Genomic DNA, 17,716 nt, shown 5'->3' with positions numbered 1-17,716 from the left:
TTCGTTCTACAATGACAACGTGAAGCTGAAATTCAAGGACAAATCGGTTCTCATTGAGAAGGTTGGATGGATCTCTATAAAACCTAAAGAGACCCCTGCTGATTCAAAGTACACCAATCCCAGAATCACCCATGACGGTAAATACTGGTATATAGCAGTGGGCCTTCCTAGAGAGGAAACTGAGTCCTTACTGACCGGCGAGAGTCTCGGGATTGATCTGGGTATAAAGGAACTTGCTGTATGTTCCAATGGGAAAGTCTATAGCAACATCAATAAAACAGAAAAAGTCAGAAAAAAAGAAAAGAAGCTGCGCAGATTGCAGCGCAGCGTGTCGAGAAAATATGAAATGAACAAAGAAGGAGGTGAAGTTGTCAGAACCCGCAATAGTATAAAACTGGAAAAGAAGATTCGATTGCTGAACAGATCACTGAGAAACATACGCAGCAATCATCTGCACCAGACAACGAGTGAGATTGTGAAAACCAAACCGTCTACAGTTGTTATGGAAACACTGAATATCAGAGGGATGATGAGGAACAGGCATCTGGCCAAGGCCGTTGCCAACCAGGGGTTCTATGAGCTCAAGAGACAGCTGAAGTATAAATGTGCCCTTTATGGGATAGCATTTATAGAAGCCGGCTTATGGTATCCTTCTTCCAAGATCTGCAGCAGTTGTGGCCATAAGAAGGAGAGGCTTTCACTTTCTGAAAGGATGTACGAGTGTGAGGTATGCGGCAGTAAAATAGACCGTGACTTCAATGCCAGCATCAATCTTTCGAGATATGAAAAAAGCAGTTTGACTTCCTGAAGAAGAACTGCTCCAGATGTACCATTCGTTGTATGGGAACGCAAGCCCTCGGAGTACTATAAAAACCAGAGTAGCCCAGGCCAAATGGAGTATGATGAACAGGGAATAAAACATGCTTTATAGAGTTTTATAAAGTTTTGGCAACGGCAAGTAATGAATATCCTCATCAGTATTCTGGAACAGGGCATGCTTTTTGCCGTTCTTGTCATGGGTATCTACATCACCTATAAAATCATGGATTTTGCAGATCTTTCGGTAGACGGCACATACCCTTTAGGTGCCGCAGTCTCTGCAGTACTTATTCTCAGCGGCATGAATCCATGGGGAGCGACCCTTTTAGCCGCGCTCATCGCTTCTCTTGGAGGCTTCATTACTGGACTCATCCATAAGAAGCTCTCCATCAACGGCCTCATGGCCGGAATTCTCGTGATGTTCGGCCTCTACTCTGTGAATCTGAGGATCATGGGTAAATCGAACATCCCTCTATTTAACGAAAAAAACATATTCGATCTGAAACCCGTAACGATACTTGGAGAGGACTTAAGCACCCTTCTTCTTCTTACCGCTGTGGTTGTGTTTCTGAAGATACTATATGATCTGTTCTTCAGAACGAAAACAGGATTTTTCCTAAGAGCTGCTGGCGACAATGAAGAAATCCTCACATCACTTGGTGCGGACAGTCACAAGATCAAAATCCTGGGTCTCATGCTCGCAAATTTTCTGGCCGGACTTTCCGGCGCGATGACTGCTCAGTATCAGGGGTTTTCCGATGTCGGTATGGGTACCGGCAGCGCAGTGACAGCACTTGCTGCAGTAATCATCGGTTTCTCCCTGCTCAAAAAATTCAATTTTTCCATGAGCGGTATTGCCATCTCAGGCGCAGTGCTCTATAAAGGCATACTGGTCCTGGTCCTTCGGTTCGGACTTGATCCGAACGACTTCAAACTGGCAACAGCAGTGGCTGTAATTCTTGCCATGGGTATAACATCGGGTGCTTTCAGAAGAAAAAAGAAACAGGGAAAGAAACTGAGTTCAAAAGAAGGAGGTGAGATGTATGCTGATTCTTCAGAACTTGTCCAAGACCTTTAACGAAGAAACGCCACTGGAGAATAAAGTGATCGACAGTCTCTCACTTAAGGTGGAACATAAGGACTTCATCACGCTTCTTGGTTCCAACGGAGCAGGCAAGTCCACTCTCCTTAATCTCATTGCCGGTACATTGGAGCTTGATGAAGGTCAGATCATACTAGACCATGTGAATCTCACGTCCATGAAAGCGTACAGACGGGCAGGTCTCATCGGCCGCGTCCATCAGGATCCGAGACTCAGCGTATCGCCTAACATGACTCTTCTTGAGAACCTGTCTCTTTCCGATGCCAAAGGGCAGAGCTTCAGTTTAAGACGCGCTGTAGATATGAAAAGAGCTGGCTTCTATAAGGAACAGCTGGAAACCCTAGGCCTAGGCCTGGAAACTAAGCTCAATACCAGAATCGGTCTTCTTTCCGGTGGACAGAGACAGGCTGTCGCACTCTTCATGGCCATCATGAAGAAACCGAAGATCCTTCTTCTGGATGAACATACCGCAGCACTTGACCCAAGAACCTCTGAAATCATCATGGGTGTCACCGACAGACTGATTCGTGAGAATGAGATTACCGCCTTGATGGTCACCCACAACATGAACCATGCGCTCTCCTTCGGAAATCGGCTTCTTATGATGCATGAGGGAAAAGTTGTCGAGGATCTGAAAGGGAAAGATAAAGCGTCGCTCAACACGAAAGACGTCATCACCATGTTCAAGAAGAATGCTGAGACCATTGAGGACCGGATAGTTCTCGGGCTCTAGCGAATAACAGAAACCACTCCTCCTAAAAAGCCCTTCTGCGATTTTCGCAAGAAGGGCTTTTTCATGGTATCTAGTCTTAATTCTAAAACCTTGCTTAAATATCATTATTTACTCTATCCTCTATCTTCCGATATGTTAACATGAACGTATAGAGACATGAAAAGGAGTGGGGACAGATTATGGCAAAAATATCCATGCAGGGAAAAGGAAATGGAAATGACATCGCAGAACTTATTACAAGAGAGATGGAAAGCAGCGGAATGAGCACTCAGCTCGTGGATTCCATCACCCGTCAGACAGGTGATCTGTACATGCACATTCTGGTATTTGAAAAATACTATATGCGTTCATCCAACAGAGCCAGTCTTACGGTTGTGGTCACCGATGCCGATCATGACATCAAAGTCGATGCCATCGGTGCAGGAGGCGGTCAGGGTGTATTTTTCAGATTCTCCTGGGGAGCTGAAGAAAGCTTCGTTTCCGTTATCGAGGAAATCCTAAGAAGAGAAAACTTTACGGAAATATAAATGCAGAACAGAAAATTCCCTGCTGAAGACACATCTTCAGCAGGGAATTTTCATCTGTTCTCTCTTATCGTTAACCTGATGCCTGGTCGGCACCGTCTAATCGATCCTTAACTTATTTTCTCTTGCATGGTAGAAGAGATACTGCTGGGCAATGCCGGAGAGCTCTCCAAACTGTTTCTGCCCGAAAGCTCTGATTCTGCTAAGATTGCCTCCTTCTGCTCCGTAGAAATGGACCATGGCTTTTTTCACCCATACATCCACCGGGAACGCCTCTTTCTTCTTCATGGAGAAAAGCATGACGCAGTCTGCAACCTTTGCCCCCACTCCTGTATACCTCTGGAGCGCTTTATGGCACTGATCATGAGGCAGTGCCGCAATGGATATAAGATCATCTTCCAGAAAGAGCTTCTCCTCGTCTGACAGGTCTCTCATCCCTTCACTCTCCCTAATCAGCTCGGCCCTTCTTATGGCCTGTACGGTGTCGTAGATGTACTTGGCACGATACCCCACACCTAATGCCCTAAGCTCCTCAACGGATGCTCCTGCGAGCTCCTTTGGCGTAGGAAACGCATAATGGGTTTCTCCCTCATATATGATCTCTTCACCGTAGTTCATGCTGATTTTTCGGATACCTTCCTTGATCTTAGGGATCAGATTGTTGGAGGACAGAATAAAGGAAATCAGCGTCTCGAAAGGCTCCTGATTCAGCACCCTTATTCCATACCCGAAAGCTACAGCTTCTTTAAGGAGCGGATCTTTTCTGAGCACCCGTTTGATCTTATCGTAATCCCTGTTCAGGTCAAAGTACTCTTTGAAGAAATCTTCAAACTCCTCTCTGGTCACATTCTCAAGAAATACATCCTGACCGGTTAAATAGGCTCTGATGACTTTGCCATGGACTACACCCTGAAATCTTTCTTCATCTTCTTTGTCCATTCTGTTCCAGCGGAAGCACTGACCGCATTCGAAAATGTGCTTGGGATGAAAGTTCTTTACCCCTTTAAGAAGGATTCCATTCTCTCTTTCTTCAATTTCCTTATAGTCCATGTTTACCTCTTTTCTCTATTGGAAGCTCTCCGTCTCTGATAAGTGCTCATGAATTCCGAAGGCAGCCTTTTTACCGGCACTCATGGCAAGAATCACTGTAGCGGAACCTGTGACGGCATCTCCGCCAGCAAATATGCCTGGTATGGTGGTTTCGCCGTTATCTTCGTTGATGATGATACACCCTCGTCTGTTGGTTTCAATGCCTTTTGTGGTGGAGGCGATGAGCGGATTAGGTGATGTGCCGAGAGACATGATCACGCTGTCGCAGTCGATGACAAATTCGCTTCCTGTCACTTCCACAGGTTTTCTTCTTCCTGAGGCATCAGCTTCACCAAGTTCCATTCTTACACAGATCATCCCTTTGACAAATCCGTTCTCATCCACAAGGATTTCCTTGGGATTGGTAAGCAGGTTCATGATGACCCCTTCTTCTATGGCATGATGAACCTCTTCCGCTCTTGCAGGAATCTCCTTCTCCGATCTTCTGTAGACGATCAAGGACTCCGCACCCAGCCTTGCCGCTGTTCTTGCGGCATCCATGGCCACATTTCCCGCACCCACGACAGCCACTCTTTTTCCGTGACTGATCGGCGTATCATAGTCGCTCCTGAAAGCCTTCATGAGATTGGCACGGGTAAGATATTCGTTGGCAGACATGACACCGTTGGCGTTTTCACCCTTGATGCCCATGAACATGGGTAGCCCCGCCCCTGAACCGATGAATATTCCCTTGAAGCCTTCATCTTCGATGAGACTTTCGATGGTTACTGTACGGCCGACGATGACGTTGGTTTCGATCTTCACGCCCAGCTCCTTGAGGAGACTGATTTCTTCCTTGACGACGGTTTCTTTAGGCAGTCTGAATTCAGGAATACCATAAACCAGTACACCACCCGCTTCGTGAAGCGCTTCGAAAATCGTCACATCATAGCCGAGCTTTGCAAGATCTCCGGCACAGGTAAGACCCGCAGGACCGCTCCCCACAACGGCAATCTTGATGCCGTTTGACGGAAGCTTATCCGTATTCTTATATCCGTTCTCCATTGCCCAGTCCGCAACGAATCTTTCAAGTTTACCGATATTCACCGGTTCACCCTTGATGCCCACAATGCAGGAACCTTCGCACTGCTCTTCCTGAGGACATACTCTTCCGCAGACAGCAGGAAGGTTGCTTGCACGGCCGATGGTATCTCTTGCAGCTTTAACATCCCCGTTTTTCAGTTCCTGAATGAATTTAGGAATATCTATGGCTACAGGGCATCCCGGTACACATCTCGGATTTCTGCACTGAAGGCATCTTTCCGCTTCAAGCAGAGCCTCCTCATGATTGTATCCGAAGCTCACTTCCTTGAAATTTCTTACTCTCTCTTCCGGTCTCTGTTCCCTTACTGGTACTCTATTTCGTTTCATGTAGAATTTCCCCCAAATCACATAATTCCGAGTCCTTATGTACAGATGCCTGTTCTTTTACAATCATCTTTTTTCCTTCTACAGTTTTGTACATGGACTGACGTCTCATGGCCTCATCAAAGTTGATGAGATGAGCATCAAATTCAGGTCCATCCACACAGGCGAACTTCACTTCGTCTCCTACAGTCACTCTGCAGGCACCGCACATTCCCGTACCATCCACCATGATGGGGTTAAGGGATACAACGGTATGCAGGTTATAGGATTTTGTCAGCCTTGATACGAATTTCATCATGATCATGGGACCGATGGCCACACATATATTGTACTCTTTGTTCTCTGTTTCGATCAGTTCTTTCAGTTTGTCGGTAACAAGTCCGTGGAAACCGTAGCTTCCGTCATCCGTACAGACATAGAGGTTTTTCGCCACCGCTTTGAACTCTTCTTCAAAAATCAGCGTTCCTTTTGAACGGGTACCGATGATGACATCCACATCGACTCCCTTTTCCTTCAGCATCTTCACCTGCGGATAAACAGGAGCTGTCCCCACACCTCCTGCAATAAAGACAATCTTCTTACCGGAAAGATTCTCTTTATCATCTGTCACGATGTCCGAAGGATTACCAAGAGGACCAACGAAATCTCTGATTTCGTCCCCTTCACTCATCTGTGCAAGCTTCTTAGTGGATGCACCCAGTGTCTGGAATACGATGGAAACGGATCCTTCTTCTCTGTTATAGTCGCATATGGTCAGCGGCACTCTTTCTCCCCGTTCGTCCACTTTGACTATGATAAACTGCCCGGGCAGAGCAGCTTTGGCTACACGCGGAGCCAAAATATCCATCTGGTAGATGTTTTCTACCAGCTCTTTTTTCCGTATAATTCTATACATTTTTTCCCCCCAATATTGTTGTATGGTGAGTCTAAATCTCACCTTTACAGTATACGTATTATGCCCTTCCATTTCAACAAAACTCAGAGACTTTTAAGCACTATAAAGGGGACCCTTTTTAAAGGTCCCCAAGATTTCGCTTCACTATTTGTCCAGGTCGTTCATCAGATAGACAAGTGTCAGCAGACTTTCGCTTAAATGTACATTTTCAACAGATACATCTTCAGGTACATTGATATCCAGCGGAGCAAAGTTCCAGAGGCCTTTTACGCCGTTTTCCACAAGTACATCAGCCACTTTCTGTGCCTGAGCATGCGGTACGCAGAGAATACCGATATCAATCTTGTTTTCTGCAAGGAATGACTCCATCTGATCGATGTCGCTGATTTCAACATCTTTGATTCTCATTCCGATGAGCTTAGGATTAACATCGAAAATCGCCTTCAGATCAAATCCGAATTTGTCGAAACGGGTGTAGTTTGCTACGGCCTGTCCGATGTTACCTGCTCCAATGATAACTGTTGAGTATCTCTTATCCAGTCCCAGGATATTTGAGATTTCATTATATAGTTCTTTTACGTTGTATCCATAACCCTGCTGTCCAAAACCACCGAAACAGTTGAAATCCTGTCTGATCTGTGAAGCGGTGAATCCGATTTTCTCACTAAGTTCCTTAGAAGAAACTCTGTCAACATCGTTTCTCAGCAGTTCAGCCAGGTGTCTGTAGTATTTTGGTAATCTTTTGATAACCGCCATGGAAATGTCTTTTTTCTTATCCATCCTCGCACCTCATCGTTAAATAAATTTCTAACAATATAATACCACAAATTATATGATCATGTGTTAATATTTGTCAAAGATTTTTATCAAAGATTTCAATTTTATGAGTCTGTTAAAAACATCTATATTACGTTGTTAATTTTTAACACTCTAACAATATAATTGCTGTTTCGCGTTGCCTATCAAGGATAATATTCACTAGAAAATAAAATTATTGTGAAAAACTTCTTTACTCTTCAGCGATCTGAAATGGTTTGCATAATGAAAGAGGACACCTAAGTGTCCCTCTTTCATTATGCAAACCTATTTTGAAGATATCATTCCTATGCTTCATGAATCGGTTATATGAAAAAAGTCACTGCTGTCCCCTTAAATATGCTTCTGCTCGATCATTTAAAGGCTTCGACAACGGCATCGAGGATAAACTGCTGCTGCTCCTCATAGCCGATATCCGCCAGACTGTCTCCATCCTGAGTACCGTAGTTTGCAAAACTTGAGTGGTTTCCTCCTCTGATGATCTGTCCGTAGGTTGTTTTGGGCAGCCTTTCCTGGGCTTCACTCAGCTTATCGTAATCAATGATGAGGTCCTTATCTCCGACTAGGGAGAACACCTTGAATGTGCTCACAGAAAGATCGGTGCTTCCATCAGGATATGCTGCAAGAAGGATCAGCCCTCTTATTTTCTCGGGATTTCTGCTGACATATCTTGAAGCGGATACCCCACCCAGAGAATGACCGATAATGACCCAGTCCTGAATTTGATCATCTGCCACGTAATCCTCAGCTGCATAGTTTGAGAGAATCGACAGCTTAAACGGTGCTTTAAGGATTACTGTCTTATAGCCAAGGGACGCGATCTTTCTACCAAGATATCCGTAGGCCCTCTCAGAAACTCTTCCTCCCGGATAGATCACCACACCGCCTTCAGGATTTTCGGGGGTAAACACAAGATCTCCGCCGATTTCCTCATAGGCGATTCCCTCACCTTCTGTTAATGCTTCCTCTGCAGTCAGCGACGGCCTGTAATAATCCTCTGCATAGATGTAGAGGCCAACCCCCACAAATACCAGAACGATGATAAGCACTCTGATGATCCGGTCGAACCATTTCTTTCTGCTTGATTCTTTAACTTCCATATTTAACACCCTCAGTTCCTCTAAAATGATTTCTCTGTATTCATATTGTACACTCTTTATCAGTATACTTCATTATAGCCCTTCTATTAAGCCATTTACGGGATAATCTGTTAAGAAAAGGAAAATAAATCTATTCTTTCCTATTAACGCTTTTTCCTCAATGAAGCTATGCTAAAATAGAATCAGTGAAGAAATGGGAGTGTTATGAATATGGTGAACAGAGTTTTAGATAAAGATCGTTATATATTTTTAGAAAAGCCGGCCATGGAAGTCTACAATAAAGAAGAAACCCTTAAAAGAGCCGATGAGATCGAAGCCTATATCAGCGAGCTCAAAACCTTTAACATCAGTTTGGAAAAACTTTCAGCCACTTCCTTGAGCAAGGCGGAAAGAAGCCTTATCCTCAATCTTGCTTTTATCCTCTCATCAGAAGAAAAGCTATGGGATAAAGTGCTGGAGAACAGAAGAATCCCCTTCAGTACATTTTCAAAACTTGTGGAAGAGCCTGTTTTTGAACTGAAAAAATGGCATGATCTTATTCTCTCCTACAGTATCCTTTTCCACGGTGAAAAGTATCCGCTCATTACACGGTATCTCCAGTATGATCTTAAGGAAAAAGAAGATTCTTTTCCCATAGACAGCGATGCACATTCGGGTCTTACCCTCAGAAAAAAAGGCAGCTATGCCTATATTCTGTCCAGCCAGGGTCAGTTTATGAAGATAAAGGATGAAGGGAACAGTGTAGGCGATGTCACTTCGGGAAAAAAGGCAAGAAAACGGCCGAACCTCCTGAAACCCTTAATCGCCATAGTTATGATCGCGCTGATTCTTGGCCTCGCTTATCAGTATATGTCAGAAAAGGTTGACCGGACCATCATTATACGCGCCGAGGGAGAAATCAAAATGAATTTCAATCCCTGGGGAAACCTCGTAAGCATTTCAGCTGTCAATCCTAAAGGTCAGGAACTGATCGAGAAATCGGATCCCGAACAGAACGACATCGACACTGTCCTTGCAGAAATCATCGAGCAGGCATACATCAGTGAAGCCATAAAGGAAAGAGATGAGATCATCATCCTTATCTCCGGCGAATTTCTACCTGAAGATTTCTTCAAATCCGGTAAAACCCATGACAGGATCCTCTCCTATCAGCTGGACTGCAAAATCAACAACAACGGTTCTTTCCTCTATGTGGAGTAGTCATGGAATGCTTAACTCCGCTCTGGCAGAATGATCTGAAGAGAAGCTGATGAGATATTCCGATTTTTGAATACAGAAAACAGGCAGTCTTTTCCATTACGGATAGACTGCCTGTATCTTTTCTCTTATGCGTTATAAAGTTCTTCGAAAGCGCCTTCGTCAAAACCGACCATATACTGATCGTCAACGTAGATTGTAGGAACGCTTCTTACACCGATGCTGAGCAGTTCCTTTCTGTATACTGGATCTGAAGTGTTCTTTTCCTCATAGGAAATATTGTTTGCCTTGAAGTATTCCTTGGCAAGGTCACAGTATGTACAGGTGTTGGATGTGTATATTACTACCTTTTTATCCATTTTTATCCCTCCAGAGATTAAAGTGTTATACCGGTTTCTACATTCCGGCAATTCAATTGTATCCTATTTAATGCATTTTGTCCAATTCTATTTCGTCTTGTACTGACTCGGTTTACGTTCATAATGAGGATATTTTTCCACACAGCTTCGGCAGATACAGGCGTTTCGCACAAGCTCTTCCGGTACCATAAGAAGCAGCTCCTCTGGAAATTGAATATCCTTGCACCAGCACATACTGGGATCTTTGCCGTTTTCCATATAACAGTCATTCGGTTCACCGCAGAGCGGGCAGATCGATCGGTCCATAAGTTCCTCCCATAGAATTTATCTGTCTACTACCCATTCTAATCCACTCATAAACTGACTTCAAGTACCTCTTCAAATTTAGCGGAATTCATGTATAATAGGATGTTAGGAGGTGTTCCATGGAAGAAAAAAGAATCAACAAAGCCATATCAGATACGGGATACTGCTCCAGACGTACAGCCGATAGTCTGATCGATGAAGGACGAGTTACAGTCAATGGAGAAAAAGCGGTCATGGGACTTAAGGTCACGGAGAATGATGAGATACGTGTAGACGGTAAAATCATTTCCAATGAACCACCCATGGTGTATATCGCACTGAACAAACCAAGAGGTATTGAATGTACCACAAACCGTAAAACTAGAGGAAACATCATCGATTTCGTCAAGCACAAGGAACGTATATTTCCTGTGGGCAGACTGGATAAAGATTCAGAAGGACTCATCCTTCTGACCAATGACGGTGATATCGTAAATAAGATCTTAAGAGCAAGAAACAATCACGAGAAAGAGTATATCGTCACAGTGAACAAACCCATCACTGATGACTTCATCAGAAGGATGTCCGGTAGAATCCCTATCCTTGGCACCATGACAAGAGAGTCCAAAGTGGAAAAACTGGATGATCGCACATTTAGAATCATACTCACCCAGGGTCTCAACAGACAGATCCGAAGAATGACAGAATACCTCGGCTATCGCGTTGTGACATTAAAAAGAATCAGAATCATGAACATCGAACTTGGGAGTCTTAAGCTCGGAACCTACAGAGATCTTTCTCCTCTTGAGCTCCATACACTGAATAAACTGGTAAATGACTCGCAGAAAACCGTTGATTAAGTTCATCGGTTTTTATTTTTGGCTGGGTTTAATTTGAAATCAAACTCCTGCTGATATTACCCGTACAACTGTTCACTTATGCACATTATTAACAATTGCCTGTGGATAACATGTGGAATTGCTGTTATTTATATTGGTATAACTGAAAATCCTCCTAAAACGGCCCTCATCAGTTATAATTTTCAAGCAGTTATCCACAGCTTTACCCACATATGGGTATATTTCTTGTGAGTAATCTGTGGCTAACGTGGATAAACCCCCCTATTTTCTGTGGATATCCTCAAGAATCCGTTCTTTTTAATGTGACTAAAGGTTATGGCTCAACTTCCTGAAGTTTTAGTAAATGGCCTTTAAATCATCTCATGCTGTGATAAATCTGTAATCATTATAATCGAACAGCAGAGGTATAATATCAGTAGAGCTTATATACTTAAAAACGGCACCAGACCAAAGCGATCAGCTCTTGAAATTACAAAAAGCAAGGAGGTCAGACAGATGAAATTCAGATCAGTGATTCTATTCCTGGCAGCATTCACACTTATTGCTGCAGGCTGCGTAAACAGGGAAATGACAGAAGAACCGGAAATCGGAATATATGTGCTGAAAGGCCAGGAGTCAGAAGACTTCGCCTGGGTCCTTCTGGAAAACGGGCATCAGTTTCAGTTCAATCGTCATATTGCCACTTCCTACGTGCCCATGGGAACCTATTTCGTGGAAAATGATGAGCTGATTCTTAGAGCCGATGAGAATGAAATGTACAGGTTCAGGATTCAGGGTAACACTCTGATCTTCGAAAGCGGCAAGACCGCTGAAAGCCTCGTGGAAAAAGGTGCAGTGTTTGAGCTGAAGATAGACTGATCCGCTCTTTTTCGCGACATTCCGGGAACCATATCTTTAATGAGATTTCTTAACTTCTATAGGTTATAAAAAAGACCTTGTATCCGATCTGATTCGGATACAAGGTCTTTCAGTTCAATTTCATTTTTTTCAGCTGATTCTAGATGATTCCATTAAGGCCGCTTAATGCCATAAGTGCTAAAGCAGCATAAATGAGCAGTATCGGTAATCCTCTGAAAGCCTTAGGTGTATCTGCGATGGCAAGTCTCTCTCTTACTGCTCCATAAAGGATAAATGCAAAGAGAAGACCGATCGGTGCACCAATGGATGTGATCAGCATCGGCAGGAATTCCATTCCCTGACTCATTACATCCAGAATAAGATAAAGGATAGCAGAGTTAACAGCCAAAAGCGGCAGCACTTTTCCCACAGCTCCATGCATTTCAGGCTTCTTCGATCTGATATAGCCTGTAACAGCCATAGTGGTCAGAAGAACGATCAGCATGTAGACCAGAAGGTTCAGTACACCAGCATTCAGCGGTTCCAGAACAAATGTGAATGCCACATAGGATAATATGTTTGAAACAGCCATAATGACCGCTGCTGAAAGACCGATACAGAGTGTCTGGTCTTCATTGTCTCCGAAGTTCGCTACCTGGCCGATGGAGACAAGTTTTGTCAGTGCAAGGTTATTGATGACGATGGTTCCTAAAAGAATCGGAAATAAATTTTCCATGTTATTTACCTCCCATTTCAGCGTCCTGCTTTCCGAATGCCGCAAACAGTGCAGCAACAAGTGCAAGTACGATCAGTGCTCCTGCAGGCTGTGTAAACAGACTGAGGGTGAACTCCGATGGAATCAGGCTGAAACTGAAGATCTCTGTGCCACTGAGCGGGTTCTGAAGACTTATGCCTCCTGTACCCAGAAGCTCACGTACAAAGGATACGATAACAAGTGCCGCAAAATATGCCACGCCTGCTTTCAGTGCACCTGCAAAGCTCTTTCCCATGGAGGCTTCAGGAGTGAACGCTCCTGTTGCAAAAAGAATGACGGAGTTTACTGCAAGAAGCGGAAGGAAGATTCCAACGCTGGTTGCAAGTCCTGGCGCATAAGCAAGGACAAGAAGTTCTCCAATCTTTGCAAGGAAAGCCACAAGGATGATATTGACGGGTAGTAATGCTTCTTTCGGTGCGACCATTTTGACAAGTCCACCAAGAAGTGCCGCCGCAAGAATGAGCACAAATGTAAGAACGCCGATTCCTACAGCACTGGTCATGCTGAAAGTGACAGCGAGAGCAGTGGTCAGACCCAATGACAATCCAAGAACTGGATTATTGTGGAGGAATCCGATTTTAGTGTTTTCTAATCTATTCATTCTCTTCCCCTCCTACTTGCTTTCTTCTATAGCAGCCAGTATTCCATTGATGATGGATGTGGATGAAATGGTTGCTGTTGAGATGGTATCCACTTCCGCTGCTTCATCCGCATAGGACAGATTTTCAAACTGCGCAAGGAAGTCCTTATGCTCAACCTTTGTTCCTATTCCATTAGTATCATTGGCTTCAACGATTTCCACACTGACTATGGTCTGCTCTTTTGTATTCAGCTTAACGGTGATCACATTAGGCTTGGCATCTTCATACCCGCCGTCTGTAACTGCATAGCCGTTTGCTTCTACCGTAAAGGTGGTGATATCGCCTTCTGCTTTAGTATCTGTAACGACACCCATCTTCTTTTCGGAGACTTCTCTATATAGAGCGATCTTCTGCCCGAAAGTGATCGGCTGTTCAACAGGTTCAGCTGGTGTTTCCGGAACGCTTGTCCCGTCATCGACGATTCCCATGGTTTCATTGTAATGTGCTTTTGCGGCATTAAGACCGTCAACTACAGCAGATGAACTTACTGTTGCTCCGGATATGGTTGCAAATGCATCGGTTGATGTCTTTCCGACAATGGTTTCCTTGAAGGCGTCTTCGCCGACCTGGGAACCGTAGCCTGGAGTATCGTTAAGGTTTATGATCTCATAACCTGTGATGTTGCCTTCCTTATCCAGTGCAAGAGCGAACGTGATGACATCCGCAAAGCCCTGGTTTTCGATAATATAAGCATAGCCTGATTCACCGGCTTCATATACCTTTTTGATGAGGCCAGTTTCGTCCGTAAACTCAACTGGTGTAAAAGCAGTCTCTCCCGCAAATAGCGTTTCAAGCACTGCCTGATCTTCGGAACTGCCCGCAGCATCGATTATCGGTCTCAGCTGGCTGTCGGCAAAAAGAAGTATTCCCCCTGTAAGGAGAACGGTGATCAATAAAACGAGTAAACTCTTTGTATTTTTCATATTTTCTTCCTCCTTACTTATTCAGTTCTTCAAATGCGATTCGAACAGCTTTTGCTACAGATGTCGAAGACACTGTTGCACCGCTGACTGCATCTATAGAAGCGCTCTTATCGTCAAAGGTGATTCCTGTAAACTGATCAAGGAATCCCTGTTCAGTAATTCTGTCACCAAGACCTGGTGTATCATTTGCTGCAAGTACTGCAACGCTTTCTACAGTATTTGTATCTTTATTGATCTTCACTTCTATGGAGTTCGCATCTCCGCCTTCAAGAGCATGATAGCCTGGTGCGGAGAGAACAAATGTCACAACCGATCCTTCTTCTGTCTGTTCGACAATTTCAGGGAGGTTATCTGAGCTTTCTGAGAATATAGGCAGACCTCCATCTTCGCTTGGGAATTCTATCGCTTTTGGTTCAAGTCCATTTCCTGCAAGGAAAGTAAGAACCAGACCCACTACGAAAGTCACTGCGATGGATACTGTATATTTCTTTACAGAATAGATTGACCATCCATCTGTGAGCTTATCGATGAGCGGAGATACCATATTCATGATGAGTATCGCATAAACCACACCACCTGGAAGGCTTGACTGAAGTCTGATGATGACTGTAAGTACTGCAAGACCGATGGCATAGATGATTCTTCCGCTGATTGTCGTAGGATTGGTCACCGGGTCGGTAGCCATGAACACGGCACCGAACATCAGTCCGCCAGCCAGGATATGGAACATCGGATACCATAGACCTACCCCGTTTGCAAGGGCAATGATCGTTGTGAAAATAAACACGGATCCGACATAAACAGCTGGAACCTTCCAGTCGAGGACTTTTCTGTAAGCAAGATAGATTCCAACCAGGATGATAAGCAGAGCACTGGTTTCACCCATTGCACCTGGATACCAGCCTAGAAGAAGGTTACCGAGTCCCCCGAACTGTTCAAGGAACTTCTCTGTAACTGCAGCATCCTTAATGAGCCATCCGGCGTTTGCCATGGATGATATAGGTGTCGCACTTGTTGTCACATCTGCAACTGTCGAACCGACCAGCGATGAAAAAATCACCATTCTGCCGACTCCAGCAGGATTAAAGATGTTGTGTCCGAATCCGCCGAATATGAGTTTACCGAAGAAAATCGCAAAGAATGAAGCGACGCCTAAAGCAAAAAAGCTTGTGGATATCGGAACGGTCAAAGTAAGTATGATTGCTGTAACAAGCGGGTAGGAATACCTGATGTGATAACCCACTTTTCTCTTTGTCGCTAAAGCAAAAACCACTTCAGTAACTAATGCTGTAATGATGGATGTAGCCATAAGCAGAACGCCATGAATGACATACTCCATACCATATTCCTGGAAATAGAAGACCATGGAGAATACAAAGATGACCATTAGGCCTACTGAAAGCTCCGCCATAATCCCACTTGTGCTGTGGTCGTTGTCTCGATTGTTTGGAGACACTTTTGTCAAAAATTTCATTTGCTCTGTCCCCCCCTACTTCTGCGCAGCGGCTCTTAATAGAGCTTTTCCGCGTCTTACGCCTTCTGTAACTTCAATCTTGGATGGGCATACATAAGTACACATTCCACACTCGATGCACTGGTCAGCTCTCAGCTTAGTCAGCATCTTGATATCCCCAGCTTCTTCAGCGTTATTGATTCTTACTGGCAGTATACCTGCCGGACAGTGATCATTACATCTTCCGCATCTAAGACATGCAATGGTGTCAACCGGTTCCGGCTTCAGGACAGTGATGGCATTGGAGGAAGTTGTGATGACGACTTCATCCGTTGTCTGAGTTCTACCCATCATAGGACCGCCACCGATGACTCTCACTTCTTCTGCCGCATATCCGCCGATCTGCTCCACGATATCCTTAACGGATACCCCAACAGGAACGCGTACATTACTTGGCGATTTCAGTCCGTCTCCGCTGATGGTACAGATCTTCTCCATAATCGGTCTGCCATATTTAAGCGCTTCAGAAAAAGCGATGGCTGTGGTTGCATTATTGACAATCACACCGATCTCACCTGGAAGCTTGTCGTATCTCTTCTTGAAGACTTCATATATAAGTGTTCTTTCCCAGCCCATTGGATACTGATCCGGAACCTCGGTTACTTTCATCTGATCCTGACCCTTCAAAGCTTCTCTTACCTTGTCGATCAGGTCTTTCTTGGTTTTCTTGATGGCGATGAGCGCTTCTTTTGCGCCCGACATCTTAAGCATGGCTTTTGTACCATAGATCAGATCTTCAACCTGATTATCAATGATACGGTAATCAGCAGTGATATATGGTTCGCATTCAACTGCATTGATCAGAAGTGTATGTATTCCCTTTGCTCCTCTGTACTTGACATAGGATGGGAATCCTGCACCACCGCAGCCTACGATTCCTGCGTTCATCATGAAATTGACCAGTTCTTCTACAGAAGCTGTTTCAGCATCCATAGGTTCAAATGGTTTTTCGAAATCAAATTTCCCGTCATTTTCAATAACGAGATGTTCGATCATTCTTCCTGTACTATGATCCAGTTCTTCTATACCCAGAACCTTACCTGATACAGATGAGAAGATAGGTACTGTAAAATGGTCATTACGTTTAGCAAGCATAGTACCGGCTTTGACGTAATCCCCCGCATTGACCAGAATATCTGTACACGCCATAAGAGGTATGTATACCTTCTTACCCGCAACAATATTCTTCACTTCACCGTGATTAGTCAATTCTTTGTGCCCATTAAGATGTAACTTCATGGGTCCAATTAATATTGACATACTGTCCACCCGACCTTTCAGAATTTCGTTAAGGATTAAACTAAGAATGAATTAACTCCCGATAATTTATGTCATTCTTATTAACATCCTGAATAATTATAACATAAAACAAAAATAAATAAACCGGATAACCTCTTGATCTGACGGGATTTTAACGAATTCAGAGTGAGAAAATGCTCATTTTTTGATAACCTGTCAATTTAATCCTTTACAATAGTTTATTTTTATATTATCAAACTTATTGATAAGATTTAACAAAGTTATCTTTTAGATGTTAATTTGTTAACTTTTCCTTAATATAATATCAAATAGGGTTTGAAATACACCTGTCCATACCAAAAGCATAATCCAAAGACTTTCTTCTATAGAATATCCGATTGATATATTGTCATTTATTCTTCGAAATATCGCACTGGTTTGGCTTTGTCCATGGTATTCCGAAAAATATATTCTCTACACAGTCTATTTGGTGATTTTTCCGCTTCTATATTTTAATTCTTAACCGGCAGAAGAATATCCATTTCAGAACTTATCCTTTCCACATTCTGTTTTCACACATGCGTGTTATAATCCCGACTTTGACAGTTGGAAGAAGCTGAAACAGCTAGAAACGCCCTAAA

19 protein-coding genes are annotated in these 17,716 nt (G+C 43.7%); 7 read left to right on the top strand and 12 right to left on the bottom strand.

Annotated elements, in window-relative coordinates:
- The 4 genes from RTX25_RS13505 to RTX25_RS13490 all read left to right on the top strand — a co-directional run.
- A partial coding sequence (locus RTX25_RS13505; protein ID WP_312654441.1) for a transposase occupies window positions 1-808 on the top strand: 808 nt, incomplete at its 5' end.
- A 153-nt stretch (window positions 809-961) separates the two neighbouring features.
- Entirely contained in the window at window positions 962-1,897 is a 936-nt protein-coding gene (locus RTX25_RS13500) for an ABC transporter permease subunit (protein WP_312654440.1), read from the top strand.
- Window positions 1,863-2,654 (top strand): ATP-binding cassette domain-containing protein, encoded by a 792-nt coding sequence (locus tag RTX25_RS13495; protein WP_312654439.1) that lies wholly within the window; start codon window positions 1,863-1,865, stop codon window positions 2,652-2,654. Before RTX25_RS13500 ends, RTX25_RS13495 begins: the two co-directional genes overlap by 35 nt.
- 179 nt (window positions 2,655-2,833) lie before the next feature.
- Window positions 2,834-3,181, top strand: coding sequence for a DUF6054 family protein (locus RTX25_RS13490; protein ID WP_312654438.1), 348 nt, complete (start codon window positions 2,834-2,836; stop codon window positions 3,179-3,181).
- A gap of 96 nt (window positions 3,182-3,277) precedes the next feature.
- Here the strand turns inward: RTX25_RS13490 and RTX25_RS13485 are convergent, their stop codons facing one another.
- From RTX25_RS13485 to RTX25_RS13465, 5 genes are all read right to left on the bottom strand, one after another.
- Window positions 3,278-4,228, bottom strand: a complete 951-nt coding sequence (locus RTX25_RS13485; protein ID WP_312654437.1) for a DNA glycosylase — start codon at window positions 4,226-4,228, stop codon at window positions 3,278-3,280.
- A gap of 15 nt (window positions 4,229-4,243) precedes the next feature.
- Complete coding sequence (gene gltA / locus RTX25_RS13480; protein WP_312654436.1) at window positions 4,244-5,638, bottom strand: NADPH-dependent glutamate synthase; 1,395 nt, start codon at window positions 5,636-5,638, stop codon at window positions 4,244-4,246.
- Window positions 5,625-6,530: a sulfide/dihydroorotate dehydrogenase-like FAD/NAD-binding protein gene (locus tag RTX25_RS13475; protein WP_312654435.1), complete on the bottom strand. Its 906-nt coding sequence runs from the start codon at window positions 6,528-6,530 to the stop codon at window positions 5,625-5,627. The genes gltA and RTX25_RS13475 overlap by 14 nt, the downstream gene beginning before the upstream one ends.
- Before the next feature lie 144 nt (window positions 6,531-6,674).
- The gene (locus tag RTX25_RS13470; RefSeq protein ID WP_312654434.1) at window positions 6,675-7,310 is read right to left on the bottom strand and encodes a redox-sensing transcriptional repressor Rex; all 636 of its coding nucleotides are present in this window, start codon (window positions 7,308-7,310) and stop codon (window positions 6,675-6,677) included.
- A 389-nt stretch (window positions 7,311-7,699) separates the two neighbouring features.
- Window positions 7,700-8,446, bottom strand: coding sequence for an alpha/beta fold hydrolase (locus RTX25_RS13465; protein ID WP_312654433.1), 747 nt, complete (start codon window positions 8,444-8,446; stop codon window positions 7,700-7,702).
- A gap of 210 nt (window positions 8,447-8,656) precedes the next feature.
- On the opposite strand from RTX25_RS13465, the gene RTX25_RS13460 reads away from it, so the two are divergent.
- The gene (locus RTX25_RS13460) at window positions 8,657-9,646 is read left to right on the top strand and encodes a hypothetical protein (RefSeq protein ID WP_312654432.1); all 990 of its coding nucleotides are present in this window, start codon (window positions 8,657-8,659) and stop codon (window positions 9,644-9,646) included.
- A gap of 125 nt (window positions 9,647-9,771) precedes the next feature.
- Here RTX25_RS13460 and RTX25_RS13455 read toward each other — a convergent pair whose 3' ends face one another.
- A complete protein-coding gene (locus RTX25_RS13455) occupies window positions 9,772-10,002 on the bottom strand; it encodes a glutaredoxin family protein (protein WP_312654431.1) in 231 nt (76 codons plus the stop codon).
- A gap of 87 nt (window positions 10,003-10,089) precedes the next feature.
- Window positions 10,090-10,308 (bottom strand): cysteine-rich CWC family protein, encoded by a 219-nt coding sequence (locus RTX25_RS13450; protein ID WP_312654430.1) that lies wholly within the window; start codon window positions 10,306-10,308, stop codon window positions 10,090-10,092.
- 119 nt (window positions 10,309-10,427) lie between these two features.
- On the opposite strand from RTX25_RS13450, the gene RTX25_RS13445 reads away from it, so the two are divergent.
- Together RTX25_RS13445 and RTX25_RS13440 are read left to right on the top strand one after the other, a co-directional pair.
- Window positions 10,428-11,147 carry a pseudouridine synthase gene (locus tag RTX25_RS13445; RefSeq protein ID WP_312654429.1) on the top strand — a complete coding sequence of 240 codons (720 nt, stop codon included), beginning with the start codon at window positions 10,428-10,430 and terminating at the stop codon, window positions 11,145-11,147.
- A gap of 495 nt (window positions 11,148-11,642) precedes the next feature.
- Complete coding sequence (locus RTX25_RS13440) at window positions 11,643-12,005, top strand: hypothetical protein (protein WP_312654428.1); 363 nt, start codon at window positions 11,643-11,645, stop codon at window positions 12,003-12,005.
- 139 nt (window positions 12,006-12,144) lie between these two features.
- On the opposite strand, the gene RTX25_RS13435 is transcribed toward RTX25_RS13440, so the two are convergent.
- Genes RTX25_RS13435 through RTX25_RS13415 form a run of 5 tightly spaced genes read right to left on the bottom strand, consistent with a single transcriptional unit; the run spans window position 12,145 to window position 17,096 of the window.
- Complete coding sequence (locus RTX25_RS13435) at window positions 12,145-12,720, bottom strand: Rnf-Nqr domain containing protein (RefSeq protein ID WP_312654427.1); 576 nt, start codon at window positions 12,718-12,720, stop codon at window positions 12,145-12,147.
- Between the two features lies 1 nt (window position 12,721).
- Complete coding sequence (locus tag RTX25_RS13430) at window positions 12,722-13,360, bottom strand: Rnf-Nqr domain containing protein (RefSeq protein ID WP_312654426.1); 639 nt, start codon at window positions 13,358-13,360, stop codon at window positions 12,722-12,724.
- Between the two features lie 12 nt (window positions 13,361-13,372).
- The gene (locus tag RTX25_RS13425; RefSeq protein ID WP_312654425.1) at window positions 13,373-14,323 is read right to left on the bottom strand and encodes an FMN-binding protein; all 951 of its coding nucleotides are present in this window, start codon (window positions 14,321-14,323) and stop codon (window positions 13,373-13,375) included.
- Window positions 14,324-14,336: 13 nt separating this feature from the next.
- Window positions 14,337-15,797: an RnfABCDGE type electron transport complex subunit D gene (locus RTX25_RS13420; protein ID WP_312654424.1), complete on the bottom strand. Its 1,461-nt coding sequence runs from the start codon at window positions 15,795-15,797 to the stop codon at window positions 14,337-14,339.
- Between the two features lie 15 nt (window positions 15,798-15,812).
- Complete coding sequence (locus RTX25_RS13415) at window positions 15,813-17,096, bottom strand: RnfABCDGE type electron transport complex subunit C (RefSeq protein WP_312654423.1); 1,284 nt, start codon at window positions 17,094-17,096, stop codon at window positions 15,813-15,815.
- Window positions 17,097-17,716: the final 620 nt, after the last annotated feature.

Origin of the sequence: Proteiniclasticum sp. (assembly GCF_032054185.1) — a bacterium.
GTDB lineage: Bacteria > Bacillota > Clostridia > Clostridiales > Clostridiaceae > Proteiniclasticum.
The sequence above is the reverse complement of the archived record's forward strand: the minus strand, read 5'-3'. Positions and strand labels throughout refer to the sequence as shown.

What these genes read in the sequence shown, in the direction of transcription:
- RTX25_RS13470 (WP_312654434.1), bottom strand. Translation starts at nt 7,310, where the DNA reads ATGGATAAGAAAAAAGACATTTCCATGGCGGTTATCAAAAGATTACCA.
- RTX25_RS13465 (WP_312654433.1), bottom strand. Translation starts at nt 8,446, where the DNA reads ATGGAAGTTAAAGAATCAAGCAGAAAGAAATGGTTCGACCGGATCATC.
- RTX25_RS13440 (WP_312654428.1), top strand. Translation starts at nt 11,643, where the DNA reads ATGAAATTCAGATCAGTGATTCTATTCCTGGCAGCATTCACACTTATT.
- RTX25_RS13485 (WP_312654437.1), bottom strand. Translation starts at nt 4,228, where the DNA reads ATGGACTATAAGGAAATTGAAGAAAGAGAGAATGGAATCCTTCTTAAA.
- RTX25_RS13415 (WP_312654423.1), bottom strand. Translation starts at nt 17,096, where the DNA reads ATGTCAATATTAATTGGACCCATGAAGTTACATCTTAATGGGCACAAA.
- RTX25_RS13500 (WP_312654440.1), top strand. Translation starts at nt 962, where the DNA reads ATGAATATCCTCATCAGTATTCTGGAACAGGGCATGCTTTTTGCCGTT.
- RTX25_RS13495 (WP_312654439.1), top strand. Translation starts at nt 1,863, where the DNA reads ATGCTGATTCTTCAGAACTTGTCCAAGACCTTTAACGAAGAAACGCCA.
- RTX25_RS13490 (WP_312654438.1), top strand. Translation starts at nt 2,834, where the DNA reads ATGGCAAAAATATCCATGCAGGGAAAAGGAAATGGAAATGACATCGCA.
- RTX25_RS13445 (WP_312654429.1), top strand. Translation starts at nt 10,428, where the DNA reads ATGGAAGAAAAAAGAATCAACAAAGCCATATCAGATACGGGATACTGC.
- RTX25_RS13430 (WP_312654426.1), bottom strand. Translation starts at nt 13,360, where the DNA reads ATGAATAGATTAGAAAACACTAAAATCGGATTCCTCCACAATAATCCA.
- RTX25_RS13455 (WP_312654431.1), bottom strand. Translation starts at nt 10,002, where the DNA reads ATGGATAAAAAGGTAGTAATATACACATCCAACACCTGTACATACTGT.
- gltA (WP_312654436.1), bottom strand. Translation starts at nt 5,638, where the DNA reads ATGAAACGAAATAGAGTACCAGTAAGGGAACAGAGACCGGAAGAGAGA.
- RTX25_RS13425 (WP_312654425.1), bottom strand. Translation starts at nt 14,323, where the DNA reads ATGAAAAATACAAAGAGTTTACTCGTTTTATTGATCACCGTTCTCCTT.
- RTX25_RS13450 (WP_312654430.1), bottom strand. Translation starts at nt 10,308, where the DNA reads ATGGACCGATCGATCTGCCCGCTCTGCGGTGAACCGAATGACTGTTAT.
- RTX25_RS13420 (WP_312654424.1), bottom strand. Translation starts at nt 15,797, where the DNA reads ATGAAATTTTTGACAAAAGTGTCTCCAAACAATCGAGACAACGACCAC.
- RTX25_RS13475 (WP_312654435.1), bottom strand. Translation starts at nt 6,530, where the DNA reads ATGTATAGAATTATACGGAAAAAAGAGCTGGTAGAAAACATCTACCAG.
- RTX25_RS13460 (WP_312654432.1), top strand. Translation starts at nt 8,657, where the DNA reads ATGGTGAACAGAGTTTTAGATAAAGATCGTTATATATTTTTAGAAAAG.
- RTX25_RS13435 (WP_312654427.1), bottom strand. Translation starts at nt 12,720, where the DNA reads ATGGAAAATTTATTTCCGATTCTTTTAGGAACCATCGTCATCAATAAC.